Below are 13635 nucleotides of genomic sequence, written 5' to 3'. Positions count from 1 at the left end.
AACATGGGAAACGAGCACAAAAAGCCTCCGCGTCAGCGAACACATGAGATAGAGGCGCCTATTCCGTTCTACGAGTAAACTTAGTGACGTATCATTCACTCGCCGAGCAACGTCGCCCGCTCGATCCCTAAAAGGGCAAGCTCGGTGGGCAGCGTACCGGTTTGCACGGCCTCGGCAAGGTGGCGACCGATAATTGCTGCGAACGGCATACCGTGACCGGAGAAACCGCCAACGGCAAATAGACCGGGTCGAGGATTGATCACAATTGGCAGATAGTCAGGGGTAAAGGCCATTGGCCCTGACCAGCGTCGTTCGATAGCGATCCCGGCCAATGTGGGGAAAAGGCGAGCGAGACTAGTTTCAAGCGCTTGTTGTACCTCATCACTTACCTCGCCGGGTACTGCGCCAACATCGTGGTTGGGAGCAACAGCACGACAACCACCGAATAGGACCTGTCCACCGGGCAATTGCTGACCATACTCACCGGTTGGGGTCAGGTTCGCGCTGAAACTACAGGTAATGAAGGGTTCGACCGGAACCGTACAGAGCACTTGCCCGCGCACCAACTTGATGGATGGTGCTACCTCCGGTAGTACCTCACCGCTCCACGCATTGACGGCGATGACCGCAGCGGCGGCGCTAACGTCACCGTGATCGGTGTGCAAACAGAGCCGATCCGCATCGGAAGCAATGTGCTGCACAGTAACGCCCCAACTGAAGCGTGCGCCGGAGCGATGGGCAGCGGCGAGCAAGCCATGCACTAGTTTGCCGGAATGGAGGGTGCCAGCAGCAGGGTTAAGACGCGCGCCGGTAATAGCCGCACCAAGTGGAATGCTGACCATTTCCTGCGCAGCATCGCGGTCAAGGAGAGCCGCTGGGAAGCCATCGGCTTGCAATGCCGACACGGTGGCGGCAGCGATTGTCAACTGCGCTTCACCGATAGCGAAATTTAGGTTGCCGTGCAAGCGCAAGTCGCAAACGATGTGTTCCTGTTCGATCAGCTCAACCAACAAACGCTGACCAGCTAAACTCAGGGCATACAATTCGCGGGCTGCTCGTTGACCGTAGCGTGCGGTTGCGGCCAGATAGTTTTCTGCCAACCCAGCCGAGAGGAGGCCGCCATTGTTACCGGTAGCGCCGGCAGCCGGGCCTTGACGATCAACGACGAGAGGTTGCAGACCGGCTCGCGCTAACCAGAGCGCGGTGGCTGCGCCGACTACTCCGGCACCCACAACAACCACTTCTGCCGTGGTTGGGAGATCGATAACCGGTAGGGGCGCCTGATCAAGGGTGGCATGCCAGTGTGAGATCAGCATAGTTCTCGCTCCAACATGACAGAGTGCAAGGGTAAAGATTGCATTGTTTGATATATGTATTTTACACGTAAAGTGAATAAGGAAGTGGTATTCAACGTACACGTGGGACACCCCACAGGGCGGGCACCCCACGGGGCACACGGGGTGGGGCACTCGAGGGGGTAGAGGGCACCACAGGGGTCCAGTTACTGTCAAAGCTAAACGAGGCTGTGTCTTTTGTGTGAGGGACACCACGGGGTGGGCATACCGCGGTGTACCCCGACGTTAACGCACCTCAATCCGTAATTGCTCGCCCTGATGCACCGAACAGATCAGTTCATAAGTGCCTGGCCCCCAGTAACGCTGCACAAAACGTTGGCCGGGTACGATGCGGAAAGGGCCGATGGTTACCACGGCGCTGTCGTTATTTTGGATGACAAGCGTATCGTACTGACGCAAATCGATCACAATCGTAGACGGAAAGATATTCACTTCTTCACCGGCAGCGAGTCGAGTCGCAGTGCCGGGGGGAATCTCGTAGACGAGCTGTCGTTGTCGGTCGGTAGTTGCCTGCCACAGCCACGCGCCGACGGCGACAATGATCGCAACTGTCGCGAAGACTATTGCTAAACGCATGCGCGGGCTTACAGTTAGATTCACCATTTCGTTTTCACTATTGATTTCGACGACGCATATCTCACGATCTCGGCGGATTGCGTAGCAGCGCCTGTACATCGCTCACAATATCATCAACCGGCGTGCCATGTGCCCAGAGAAGACGCCAATTGCCGACTTGGTCGATGGCGTAGATGTAGCCAGAATGGTCGATCGTGTAACCTAATCCTGAATTAGGCAGATCGCGCCGAATCACGGTCACGCCGTAGTCTTTGTAGGCATTTTCCAGCACCGCTCGATCACCGTTGAGACCGAGAAAGGTTGGGTTAAACGAAGCCAAATAACGCTGCATCAATTCGGGTGTATCGCGTTCGGGATCAACCGAGACGAAGACCACCTGCACCTTTTCAGCATCCTTACCCAGCTTTTCCATCACCCGCTTGAGGTCACTGAGTGCGGTGGGACAGATGTCGGGGCAATGGGTAAAGCCGAAGAAGATGAGCACTACCTTCCCACGATAGTTGCTCAATCGAAAGTCATTGCCGAACTGATCGGTTAGGGGAAGTTCAGGCGCCGGGTTAGGCGGTTGCAGCATGGTGCCGCGAAACTCATACGTGCCACAGCCGCTGAGGGCAAAAGCGGCGACGATAGCCAAGAGGCTGAGGAACCAGTGTTTCATACATCACCTACAATCTGTTGTTGGTAGAGGGGTAGAGACGTTGCATTGCAACGTCTCTACCGGGCAAGGTTACGGCTTACGTACCGGCGCCTTAACTTCGATTGTCTTGCCGCTGCGAGTGGTGAGCTTTATCATCACCTCCTCGCCCTCCTTCAGGTCACGGGTCAGCCCAATCAGCATAACGTGGAAACCACCCGGCTTCAGCTCAACCTGTCCGTTGGCCGGCACCTCAATTGCCTCAACTGGTCGCATCTGCATAACGTTATTTTCCATAATCACATTATGCAGCTCGACCGTCTTAGCAACGTCGCTCTCAGCCTTGACAATGGCGTCTGCTGTGCTGCCCTTGTTTTCCAGCACCATGTACGCAGCGCTCACGGCAGTATTCCCGTATTCGTTGCCGTGGCTGTGACCACCACCCATCCCAGCCATCGGTGTGCTCTGCATATTGCCCTGCTGCATATTCCCCATCGCGCCCGACTGATCACCGGCCATATTCATCATTGCGGCCCGTACCCACGGATCGCGCACGGTAATACCGCTAGCCTGCGTCCCACTCTGGCTCGCGCCACAACCGGCCAACCCGACCACCATCATTGCCACCGCCAACAGCACCAATAGACGTCGCATGATATCACCTCGCATAGTTATCACTGCTTCTGCACAAACAACCACACTTTGCGCGCATGCACGCGCAATTGAACTACGATGCCGGTTGGAAGTGCATGTGACGAGGTGGAGGCGGATCGGGGGTTAGGATAACCGAAGAGCGCATAACCGGCAGGGCGGCGACGAAGCGTTGGATAACAACTAGCCCGCCGATCACGATGATCAATCCAAGCGGCCACAACTCATACCGTACCGGTGGCGGCGGCAGATCATGTTGGGCAGCCGTATGGGGCGCATCACACAAGAAAAACTCAACACCCGCCGAACTGGTATGCGGAAGGTAGTGGCAGTGGATGATGCAAGATAACGCCGGCCAAGGCCCGACCAAGAAGGCCAGCATCCATAGTATGACAGCGCGATGCGATGACGCTGTATTTGCGCCGATTTGCACAATCATCGAAGGTAGTATACAACAACTTGGCGCAACCGAAGTAGAGATCTCTTTACGATGTGGGGTATGGTGCGATGGAACGCCTGCTATGTCCGTTTTTTTGCTAGAGCAGGGTCTTCCCGCTGTTGGGGGAGATTGCTGTGGGCGCTCCGCGTCCTCGCAATGACAGAGGGACATACCCTCCGATCAGCGCTCATCTATGCACATCCGTCCCATCCGTGTCTATCCGTGTCCTATTCTCTCATCGTACTCTTCCCATACCCAGTGCCCCGCCGGACGCCCGATCAGATAAGGGTTGCCGTCAGTGTCACGGGCAACAGCGTAGATCACATATTTCCCCGCTGCCCAGCCCACCCATGCGGTAAAGAGCGCATCGGTCACATCGCGCCACCTTGTCGCCAGTGCTAGGTCACGGCGTTGCAGCGCCGTCCAGTCAGGGGGGATCGTGATAGCGATAGCGGGCGGATCATCTGGCGCCGGTAATAGTTGTGGCCCGCTGTTAAGCACAGCCACGCTAGGTAGATCGGCGAGCTTCAGCCGTTCGCCGCCGTCAATCAAACCGCGCTGACCATGGGCGCTGGCTGGCAGCCACGTGATAATAAAACGCGAGGCCGTCACCAGATTCAAGGCGTTGTGAACCGGGTAATAACCGCGCACAAATGCCCCAGCGACAGCGTGCAGCCGGTTGAAATTGAGCAGCGCATTAGGCAACTGCAACGGATCGACCGTCCACTGAATGCAGCGAATGCCGCGTGCGAGCGCAGTATGGGCCTGCGCTCGCTTGAGGCGGGTGGCAAGGCCGTGGTTGCGGTAAGCCGGATCAACCGCCATTACCTGTGATTCGATAGCTAATTCGTTAGGTGCGGCGGGGTTGCCGCCGAAGCGGAAGAAGCCGAGCAAAAAACCGGCGAGGTGTTCATCAACGGTAGCTACCAGCGCGGTAGCAGGGCCAAATTCGGCGCTGAACAGGTCGGTAGGGTAGGGCTGACTATTCCACACAGCGCGGTAGAGTGCGGTAATCGCCGGCAAATCAGCAGCTTGGGGCGGCCCAATCCAGACCCCAGCGGGGCGAGATGCAGGTGGAGCGAACGTCACGCCATCGCGAGGGCGGTAAATGGTCACTAGGGTAGGGTGGAGTGCAGCAGTGACCAAATCGTCACGTAGACGCTGATCGAACTCGTGCAAGCGAAGAGTATAGGTGCGGGTACCGTCGGGAGTAAGCGCGCGGGGAAAAAGCAGACCAACGCCAACGAGCTGATCGTGGGCGTGAAACGTCACGACAATGCCTCCCATACGGGGGAAGGTGCTCTTGACAAAGTGTGGTGGCAGCAGCTCAGGATTGTGCGGCGCACCGAGCTGTTGCCAGAGGTGATCGATGGTTGTGCTCCACTTTGGATCGCTAGGGTCGAGTCGGTGATGGCTGAGTGATGTGGTCATAGCGCAAAGATGGGTAACGCAACGGCGCAAGGATTATATACCATAATTTAGACATAGCAGTTGTGTGCTTATACCCCAACACGATTATCTTTGCGCCTCTGTGCCGTTGCGTTTTGACCGCTGCGCCTACTATTCCCCGTCGACAAACGCGCGCAACCACAGCTCAAGCGTCACCAGCATCCAGAGCGCGATGCCCTGTCGAGGCCAGACCATGCCTTTGCCATCCATCCACGCTTGGATGGTCTTGGTTTGGAACAGACCACGAGCGCGGGCGCGCGGGCTAAGCAAGGTGTCGGCGGCGAGGTCACGGAGGGGGCCGCGTAGCCAGTGTTGCACCGGCACGCGCATGCCGCTTTTGGGTCGTTCGATGATCTGCGCCGGTAAGAGGTCGGCGACTGCCTGCTTTAAAATCCACTTTTCACGAGTGCCGGCCAGTTTCAATTCCGGCGGAATGGTAAAACTCTGCGCGACGATTGCACGGCTAAACAGCGGCGCGCGTCCTTCGAGGCCGGAGGCTGCGGTAATGCGCTCAACTTTGGTGAGGATATGGTGCGCGCCTTTAGTGCGCACATTGGTGAGCAAGAGCCGATTGAGGTATGAGGTCATAGTGGGGGCGTGGAGGTAGTGGATGACCCGCTCGGTAAGCGGTGGGGCAGAGCTTAAGGCCGCTTGCACGTCAGGATGCAACAGGCGCGGCAATTCATCGTAACATTTACGGTATGAGCGCAGGTACAAGTGTGCTCGTTGCTGCGGCGACAAATCGGGTTGTTGCCACTCGGCCGCTAGCATCGGTATATTCTTCGGCCCACCGAAGCAGGGATCACCACCCTCGCCATTCAGAATGACTCGCAAGCCATCGCGTGCCGCTGCTCGCGCCAGTAACAAGTTTGGCGTCGTCAGCGGATCACCGACCGGACAATCGAGCGCAGCCACTGTCTCTAGCAAGTGGTCAGCGATTTGCCGACCACTCACGTTCAGCACCTGATGGCGAGTGCGGCAGTGGGTAGCGACTAACTGCGAATAGGCCAACTCGTTGGGCAGTTTATCGCCGAAACTGATGCTATAGGTCTGCACCGGTGCATCGTGCAGGCGAGCAGCGAGAGCGGTGACCAAGCTCGAATCGACACCACCCGACAGCAAGACCCCTACCGGTTCGTGACGCGGTAGCATCGCCAGCATTACATTCTCTAAGGTGTGCCGCAAGTGCTGGGCATGAACTGATGGTGGTGCGCTTATTATCGCCTCGTGTGGCGTCCAGTAGAATCCGCTCGACCACGAGCCATCAGGGGCAAGGCGGATGTACTGACCGGGCAACACCTCATGCACACCGGCAAGCAGGGTTTCAGTGCCGGGAAGATACGCAAACGTGAGAAAACTTTGCACAGCGGCGAGGTTAAGTCGTGGGCGGAGAGCCGGCCAGTGCCGCAAGACATGCAAGGTCGAAGCGGCGGCCCATGCCAAACCAACCTTGGCATAAAACAGGGTGCGGGCGCCAACCGGATCGCGGATCAACGTCAGATGACGGCCATCCCACACGGCCAGCGCAAACATTCCTTCAACGTCGGCTAATGCGCCGAGGCCACAACGGTCGATCAGCGCTAGTAACAGTTCACCGTCATTCAAGGTTGCACTACGGGCATCGGCCAGCCGTGTGACCAGCTCAGCACGGTTGAACAGCGTCACTTCACCGACACCATCGAGCTGGTCGCGCCCATAGTACCGATACGGCCCGGCACTCAACCACGGTCGTGTGTCGGGAATACTGACGAGAAAACAGCCGGCTTTCTCTACGCAATCGGCAGCGGCGAGGCGGCGTTTCGTGGCGTGGTAATCGGGATCGTTGATCAGTGCAAGAAACCGGCTCATCAGCACTCCCACCCTTCTAGCCGAAATCGCTGTCAGCGTCGCTGCTATCGCCATCCCAACTGCTCGAAGTGCTGTCTACAGTACTGTCGCTGTCAATGCTAGAGATGCCACTGCTGCTATGCTGCTGCATCGCCGCGCGTAGTTCTTCTTCCTCTTCAGGACTCATCATCAGTGGCGGCCAGACAATGGCACCCATCACGCCAGCAAGGCCGATCGTGGCTAATATCTCGCCAAGACGGCCACCGAATGACGTTTCATTGAACATCACCGTGGGGCGGCCGTCGATGATCCACGCCGTGCGTCCATAGCCCTGTTCTTTACCGTACAGCACACGGCCATTAGCAATACGTTTCACAAACCCCTTGCCGAGCAGTTCATCAGTGCCATGTTGGCCGCGCGAATCTTGCCATGACACTATGCCATTGGGTAAACGCCGGCGCCACTCGGTCACACCGTTACTATAGGTACGCCGCACGCTCCCGTCGGGTAGCAATTCATCACGATAACGCACAACGTCATATTGTTCGTATCGCTGATGGGGATCGTATCTCACAATGGCTCCTTCCACATGGGCCAACTCATAAAACCGCTGTTTACGAAAAAGCGCCAACGTTCGGGCCACGAGACGGGTGTCGGCGCGGCGTACACAATAGCGCGCAAGGCACGCACTAATTTGATCGGATGCACCGCGGCTAGCTCAGCCTGCCAGCCGCGGTGCAGCCAACGCATCTCGTCATAGGCCAATGCCAGCTCGGTGAACACTGGTGGCGGCAAACCCCGCTGCGCACAGAGGCGCAACGCTTTAGCATGGCGTGGTCGCAAACCGATTGGTTGCACGTGCAGCGCCGGCGGCGCCGTCGTTGTACACCGCCACGCCCACCCAAGACCATTAGCGCTAGCTTCGTGCAGCAACAAGACCCGTGGTCGCGTTGCGCGGCGTAGCGCAGTAACGATTAGCGGCGGCAACGGCCAATCACTGGTAGTGAATACCGGACAAGCCAATTCAAGCTCAACCATATTTGCGCGCAGCATCTCGGCAATGGTTTCCTCTTGACAGATCAGGATCTGTGGGATGCCATACCGATCCAGCTCTTCAGCAAACGCAGATACGTACTCAGGCACGGTTACGCTAGGCGAGGGTAACAAGCCGGTGGGCGGCGAACCATAACGGTCAATCCACTGGCGAAGCGATTGCCGAAACCGCGTCCGGGCAAGCGGTGTTGGCAAAGTGACAGCGAGCCGCAGGTGTTTGAGTGCTGACCGTAATGGTGCCAACAGGGTAGTACAGACGGCGTAGAACAGTTGCGCTTCCGTGTAACGCACGCCGGTGTGTGCAAGATGCTGCACAGTCTGATCAAGGATGCGGAACGTAAGCGTATTCATAGACCTTGATCGTCGAGATTCTGCTCTCACTCATTAAGCAGCGGATGAGGATGCTTTGGGCCAACTCATAAACCCTACCTGTGCTACCCGCTTGCCTGTTAGGAGCAACGCGAGAAGCTTGGTTGGTGGCAGGCCGTGGAGCGGCGCAACATTTTCCTGCCGGAGCCATTTGATTTCGTGTGGTTGCAGGCGGCTAAACGTGGTGACTTTATCGAGTAGTTTCGGGTCTGGTCTCATTTTCAACACCCGCGTCTTTTGATTCACATCGCGAGGATTAATGCCCAGATCAATCACCGGATGATCGGGCGACAATTGCCAAAGCTGGTACACATCACGCATCAGTAGGCAGCCGTTGACACTCGCCTCGTGGAGCACATACACCGGCAAGCGGCGTGTACGCACTGCTTGCAGCCACGGCTGAACATGCTCATTCGCAATAGGCGGGAGCGCAACGACGCCGAAGCGTTGGGGGAGTTGATTAGCAATAATGAACGCGCGCACGGTAATGGATGGGCAGAGAATAACTGTCTGCATCGCGTTTGGGCTAATTGGTGGTAAGGCAGTGGCAAGTGCAGACGTATCTGTATGCAAGAGCAACTGCGGTGGTTTCCCGTATTGTTCAATCCATGGTCTAAGGATGGTGGTTTCGAAATGACCTATGGAAGGGAAATCCTGTCTTACTTGGAATATTCTGTTGTGCAGAAAGAGAATTATAAAACAATTAAACATAAAGAAAATAAAAAAGAAGATAATAGTAAGATCAGACCCTAATAAGATCGCCAATAAGATTATCAAAATGAGTATAGCAATAATAAAAGTAAGAATAAGAGAAAAACAACCCGATGAAAAGCGACCTCTCTTATAGTCTTCTTGATTGGATAAATTAGTACCAAGTACTTGTTCACTCGTGATATAAAGCGTGCCATTTTTACTCAAACGGTTGATCAGATCACGAAGTTTCAGGTCGTGAAGTCGAAACACATTGTCTTTCGGTTCTAAGACAAACTTACGCTGGCACTTACTACACGTTTTGTTCGACCGTTCACGGTAACGCAAATCGGCATGGCAGTATGGACACTTCATATACTTGCTCCGTGCTCAAGTTGGGAGGCCAACCAACGCAAGCGTAACGCTACTCGTTCACGCCACGTGAGGCGATGATGCGCCTGTAGGTGAGGTAGGGTTTGCTCCATCCGTCGCAAGACTGCTGCGAGTTTGGCAAAATCGACTGCTGGCTCATAATCGTGGTAATGTGCGTGAGCGTGTTGGGCACGCGCTTCAGCTTTGGCCGCCGTTATTGCGTAGTCTTCGTGATCTAGACCCATACCGGTATTTGCAATAAGCAGTACGAGTGGCTGATCAGCGCGATTGTTGAACGTGTGCGGCATCATGGCCGGAATATGGAGCATCATGCCCGGTTGTAACGGTACCGTCACAATCGCATCGCGTTCGGCGTCATATAAGCCACACGCCGCATAGCCAGTGCTGAAGACGAAGTGCTCGGTACCGTGAGCATGAGGGGTGAAGCCGCGATGCGCGGCGACAATGCCGAGCTTGTAGGTGGCATTCGTCGGATTGGTATCAGAAGTAGCGGTGTTGCCGATCAAGTAGCGGGCGAAATGACCTTGATCAATAAACGGTAGGAGATCGTCATCCTGCGCGGGGTCAAGTGGTTGCACACCATTGCGGCGTACCGTGAGCAGCGTCCCATCGCTGTCGATGATCAATAAGCTAGCACCTGCCGGTAAGGTCTGGTGGAGATCACGGATGAGTTGCCTAGACATAGTATCAAGATGCTGGAAGGTGCTAGAGATAGTGTGAACCTGACACAGCGAGGATCGCGCTTAGCATGGAGGCTCAGTATTGTGTTCATTTAAAGTGATTGTTAAGCCGTTATTAATTCTATAGCAATAACTTGCGAAGAGCTAACGTGTGGCGCGATTAGATCGGGTATGGCGGTATCGTTGGATCAACTCGCCAGCAACGGTTGCCGCCTGCACAGAATATGTTGTTGCTTCTTTCTGGTTGGACTGTAGCATAGATGCTATAGTTGTCACAAGAAATCGTTTCGGTCAACGTTGACCGGAGGAGGAACCAATGACAACCCCAAACATCATGATCGACAAAGAGATTGACGCACGCGGCAGTCATTGTCCCGGCCCGATGATGGAGCTGATCCGCGGTATTAAGAGTGTGCCGGTTGGTTCGGTGGTCGCCGTGTTGTCGAGCGATCCCGGTTCAGCCAAGGATATTCCGATCTGGGTGCAGAAGGCCGGTCATGAGTTTATCGGTGCGTTCCCTGAGCAGGGCTATACCCGTTTTGTGGTGCGCAAGACGCGCTGAGGTGAGTCGCCAAGCCGCGAAAAGGTAAACGCAAAGACGCAAAGGAACACAATAGGTGGATAACAGAATGCGTCACTATGCTCGGTGTGAGAAGAGTGCTACCCTTTGCGTTTTTGCGTTTTTTTGTGTGCGCCGGCGCAGGAACGGCGCAAGGTTCGCGTTGGGTTTTCCCAATGCGCAAAAGGTAAACGACTATGGTAGTCAAACAGATTGTTGTGTTAGGCGGCGGGGTCGGCGGCACGTTAGTCGCCAATTTGCTCGCTGGCCAATTGACGCGCAAACAGGCGCAAATTACGTTGATTGATCGCACTGGGAAGCATGTCTATCAGCCCGGTTGGTTGTACGTGCCGTTTGGTGGCGCGCCGCCGGAGCGTTGGGAGCGGAATGAGCGTTCACTGTTGCGCCGCTCGGTCGATTTGCTGATCGGCGATGCGATAAAGATCGATCCGAACGAACGCTACGTCGAGATGGCTGACGGCAGGCAGTTGCCATTCGACTATCTGATCATCGCAACCGGTGCCCGGCTTGAGCCGGACGCGGTGCCCGGTTATCGCGAAGGCGCTCATCATTTCTATAGCGCCGAGGGTGCGCTGCGCCTGCACGCCGCGTTGCGCGAGTTTACCGGCGGCAAGGTGGTGATTGGCGTGGCCGATATTCCTTACAAGTGCCCGCCAGCGCCACTCGAGTTCACCTTTATGCTCGAAGATGAGCTGCGCAAGCGCGGGTTGCGTGATCAGACCGAAATTACGTACCTCTCGCCAATTGGGCGGGTCTTTACGATCGAGAGTGTTGCGACCTTTGTCACGCCGATGTTGGAAGAGCGCGGGATCACCTACGAACTCTTCTTTAACACTGAGTCGATTGACCCAGTTGAGCGGACAGTTTCATCACTGGAAGGCACGACGCTGCCCTACGATCTACTGGTACTGGTGCCGCCGCATCGCGGTGCGAAGATCATTACCGAGTCTGGGCTTGGCGATGAGCAAGGTTGGCTACCCACCAATCGCGAAACGCTCCAGCACAAGCAGTTTCCTTATATCTATGGGTTGGGTGATGCCACCGATCTGCCGGTGAGCAAGAGCGGCGCGGCGGCTCACTTCGAGGCGAAGGTGATCGCGCACCGTATTGCCGGCGAGATTAAGGGTAAGCCGAGCGACGAGCGCTACCAAGGGCAGGTGATGTGCTTCCTTGAGACTGGGCGTGGCCAAGCGACCCAACTCGTCTTTGACTACACTCATCCGCCGCAGCCGCCTAGGCCGAGCGCGTACTATCACTACGAAAAGGCGTTGCTCAACCGAGCGTATTGGCATCTGGTGCCGACTGGGATTGTGTGAGGAAAGCGTTAAACGCAAAGGCGCAAAGGATGGTTCATACGAGCGGACGCAATGCGCAATGGAGCGTTTTGGCATCATGGGCCTTTGGCCTTTGCGAGTAACGGTCTTACGGGGCGACAGTGCCGTCGCCCCGTTTTGCATGGAATCTTAAGCAAGGAGGCAGTGTGATGGAGATGGAAGAGTATCCACGCACGATGGGCCAGCAATATGGTCGTCGCTCATGGGCCGAGCCGTGGAAGATCAAGATGGTCGAGCCGCTGCGGGTCATCAGCCGGGAAGAGCGTGAGGTGGCGCTGCGAGCTGCTGGCTACAACACCTTTTTACTCCGTTCTGAAGACGTATACATTGATCTGCTGACCGATAGTGGTACTAATGCAATGAGTGACCGGCAGTGGGCGGCGTTGATGCTGGGTGATGAGGCGTATGCCGGCAGTCGCAGTTTCTACCGGCTGGAAGCGGCGGTGCAGCAGACCTATGGCTACCGTCACGTCATTCCAACCCATCAAGGTCGCGGCGCCGAGCACTTGATCAGCCGGATCGCGATCCAACCCGGTCAGTATGTGCCCGGTAATATGTATTTCACCACTACCCGCCTACATCAAGAACTGGCTGGCGGCACCTTTGTCGATGTAATCATTGATGAAGCGCACGATCCGCTGAGTCAATACCCCTTCAAGGGCAATGTCGATCTTGACAAGCTGCAAACGCTGATCAACCACGTTGGCGCTAAACAGATCGCCTACGTCAGTTTGGCCGGCACGGTCAACATGGCCGGCGGCCAGCCGGTGAGCATGGATAACGTGCGCGCTTTACGCGAACTGTGCGACCGTTACGGCATCCGCATCTTTCTTGACGCTACCCGGCTGGTTGAGAACGCCTTCTTCATCAAAGAGCGCGAACCCGGTTACGATAGGCGCACCATCGCCGAAATTGTGCGCGAGTTTTGCAGTTACACCGATGGCGCATGGATGAGCGCTAAAAAAGACAGTTTGGTCAACATCGGCGGCTGGCTGGCGCTCAACGACGACCAGCTCGCCGATGAGGCGCGCAATCTGGTGGTGGTGTACGAGGGGTTGCATACCTATGGCGGCATGGCCGGGCGCGATATGGAGGCGCTTGCAGTTGGGATTGAAGAATCGATGCAAGAGGACTACATCCGCGCGCGGATTGGCCAAGTGCGTTACCTCGGTGAACTGTTGCTCGATTGGAATATTCCGATTGTGGTACCGATTGGCGGCCACGCCATTTTTCTCGATGCCCGTCGCTTCTACCCGCATCTATCCCAAGATCTCTTCCCAGCCCAAACCCTCGCCGCCGAACTGTATCTCGACTCGGGCGTGCGGGCGATGGAACGCGGTATCGCTAGCGCCGGGCGCGATCCCAAAACCGGTCATCACCACTATCCCAAACTCGAACTTACCCGTCTCACCATCCCACGCCGGGTCTATACCCAAGCCCACATGGATGTAGTTGCCGAAGCGGTGAAGGCTGTCTATGATCAGCGTGAACGCGCACGCGGCTTGCGTATGGTCTACGAGCCGCGCTACCTGCGCTTTTTCCAAGCTCGGTTTGCGCCGGTGGTGTAGGGGAGGCCCCCCACCCCCGGCCCTGCCCCTGTTGCCC

14 protein-coding genes are annotated in these 13635 nt (G+C 56.3%); 3 read left to right on the top strand and 11 right to left on the bottom strand.

What is annotated here, in order from left to right; translation table 11 throughout:
- Positions 1-95 precede the first annotated feature (95 nt).
- The 11 genes from Q1A00_RS18040 to Q1A00_RS17990 form a co-directional block, all read right to left on the bottom strand.
- A complete protein-coding gene (locus tag Q1A00_RS18040) occupies positions 96-1316 on the bottom strand; it encodes an FAD-binding oxidoreductase (protein ID WP_298403498.1) in 1221 nt (406 codons plus the stop codon).
- 264 nt (positions 1317-1580) lie between these two features.
- Entirely contained in the window at positions 1581-1958 is a 378-nt protein-coding gene (locus Q1A00_RS18035; protein ID WP_298403497.1) for a hypothetical protein, read from the bottom strand.
- Between the two features lie 34 nt (positions 1959-1992).
- The gene (locus Q1A00_RS18030; RefSeq protein WP_298403496.1) at positions 1993-2589 is read right to left on the bottom strand and encodes an SCO family protein; all 597 of its coding nucleotides are present in this window, start codon (positions 2587-2589) and stop codon (positions 1993-1995) included.
- Positions 2590-2658: 69 nt separating this feature from the next.
- Positions 2659-3219, bottom strand: a complete 561-nt coding sequence (locus tag Q1A00_RS18025) for a copper chaperone PCu(A)C (protein WP_299758290.1) — start codon at positions 3217-3219, stop codon at positions 2659-2661.
- Positions 3220-3292: 73 nt separating this feature from the next.
- Positions 3293-3502 carry a hypothetical protein gene (locus tag Q1A00_RS18020; RefSeq protein WP_298403494.1) on the bottom strand — a complete coding sequence of 70 codons (210 nt, stop codon included), beginning with the start codon at positions 3500-3502 and terminating at the stop codon, positions 3293-3295.
- A 369-nt stretch (positions 3503-3871) separates the two neighbouring features.
- Positions 3872-5086, bottom strand: a complete 1215-nt coding sequence (locus tag Q1A00_RS18015) for a GNAT family N-acetyltransferase (RefSeq protein ID WP_298403493.1) — start codon at positions 5084-5086, stop codon at positions 3872-3874.
- Positions 5087-5215: 129 nt separating this feature from the next.
- Positions 5216-6952: an asparagine synthase-related protein gene (locus tag Q1A00_RS18010; RefSeq protein WP_299758286.1), complete on the bottom strand. Its 1737-nt coding sequence runs from the start codon at positions 6950-6952 to the stop codon at positions 5216-5218.
- 16 nt (positions 6953-6968) lie between these two features.
- Positions 6969-7505: a hypothetical protein gene (locus Q1A00_RS18005; protein WP_298403491.1), complete on the bottom strand. Its 537-nt coding sequence runs from the start codon at positions 7503-7505 to the stop codon at positions 6969-6971.
- Complete coding sequence (locus Q1A00_RS18000) at positions 7502-8335, bottom strand: hypothetical protein (RefSeq protein ID WP_299758283.1); 834 nt, start codon at positions 8333-8335, stop codon at positions 7502-7504. The genes Q1A00_RS18005 and Q1A00_RS18000 overlap by 4 nt, the downstream gene beginning before the upstream one ends.
- Positions 8336-8368: 33 nt before the next feature.
- Positions 8369-9418, bottom strand: coding sequence for a hypothetical protein (locus Q1A00_RS17995; RefSeq protein WP_299758280.1), 1050 nt, complete (start codon positions 9416-9418; stop codon positions 8369-8371).
- Positions 9415-10119: a cupin domain-containing protein gene (locus Q1A00_RS17990; RefSeq protein ID WP_298483284.1), complete on the bottom strand. Its 705-nt coding sequence runs from the start codon at positions 10117-10119 to the stop codon at positions 9415-9417. The genes Q1A00_RS17995 and Q1A00_RS17990 overlap by 4 nt, the downstream gene beginning before the upstream one ends.
- Before the next feature lie 313 nt (positions 10120-10432).
- Here Q1A00_RS17990 and Q1A00_RS17985 point away from each other — a divergent pair, with 313 nt between their 5' ends.
- The 3 genes from Q1A00_RS17985 to Q1A00_RS17975 all read left to right on the top strand — a co-directional run bounded on the left by Q1A00_RS17985 (position 10433) and on the right by Q1A00_RS17975 (position 13598).
- Entirely contained in the window at positions 10433-10678 is a 246-nt protein-coding gene (locus Q1A00_RS17985; protein ID WP_298403482.1) for a sulfurtransferase TusA family protein, read from the top strand.
- A 194-nt stretch (positions 10679-10872) separates the two neighbouring features.
- On the top strand, positions 10873-12012 hold the full coding sequence (locus Q1A00_RS17980) for an FAD/NAD(P)-binding oxidoreductase (protein ID WP_298490522.1): 1140 nt from the start codon (positions 10873-10875) through the stop codon (positions 12010-12012).
- Positions 12013-12179: 167 nt separating this feature from the next.
- The gene (locus Q1A00_RS17975) at positions 12180-13598 is read left to right on the top strand and encodes a tyrosine phenol-lyase (RefSeq protein WP_298402292.1); all 1419 of its coding nucleotides are present in this window, start codon (positions 12180-12182) and stop codon (positions 13596-13598) included.
- The last annotated feature ends 37 nt before the right edge of the window (positions 13599-13635 follow it).

It is taken from the genome of uncultured Chloroflexus sp., from assembly GCF_938091255.1.
Taxonomy (GTDB): Bacteria; Chloroflexota; Chloroflexia; order Chloroflexales; family Chloroflexaceae; genus Chloroflexus.
This window is presented reverse-complemented; position numbering and strand designations above follow the sequence as displayed.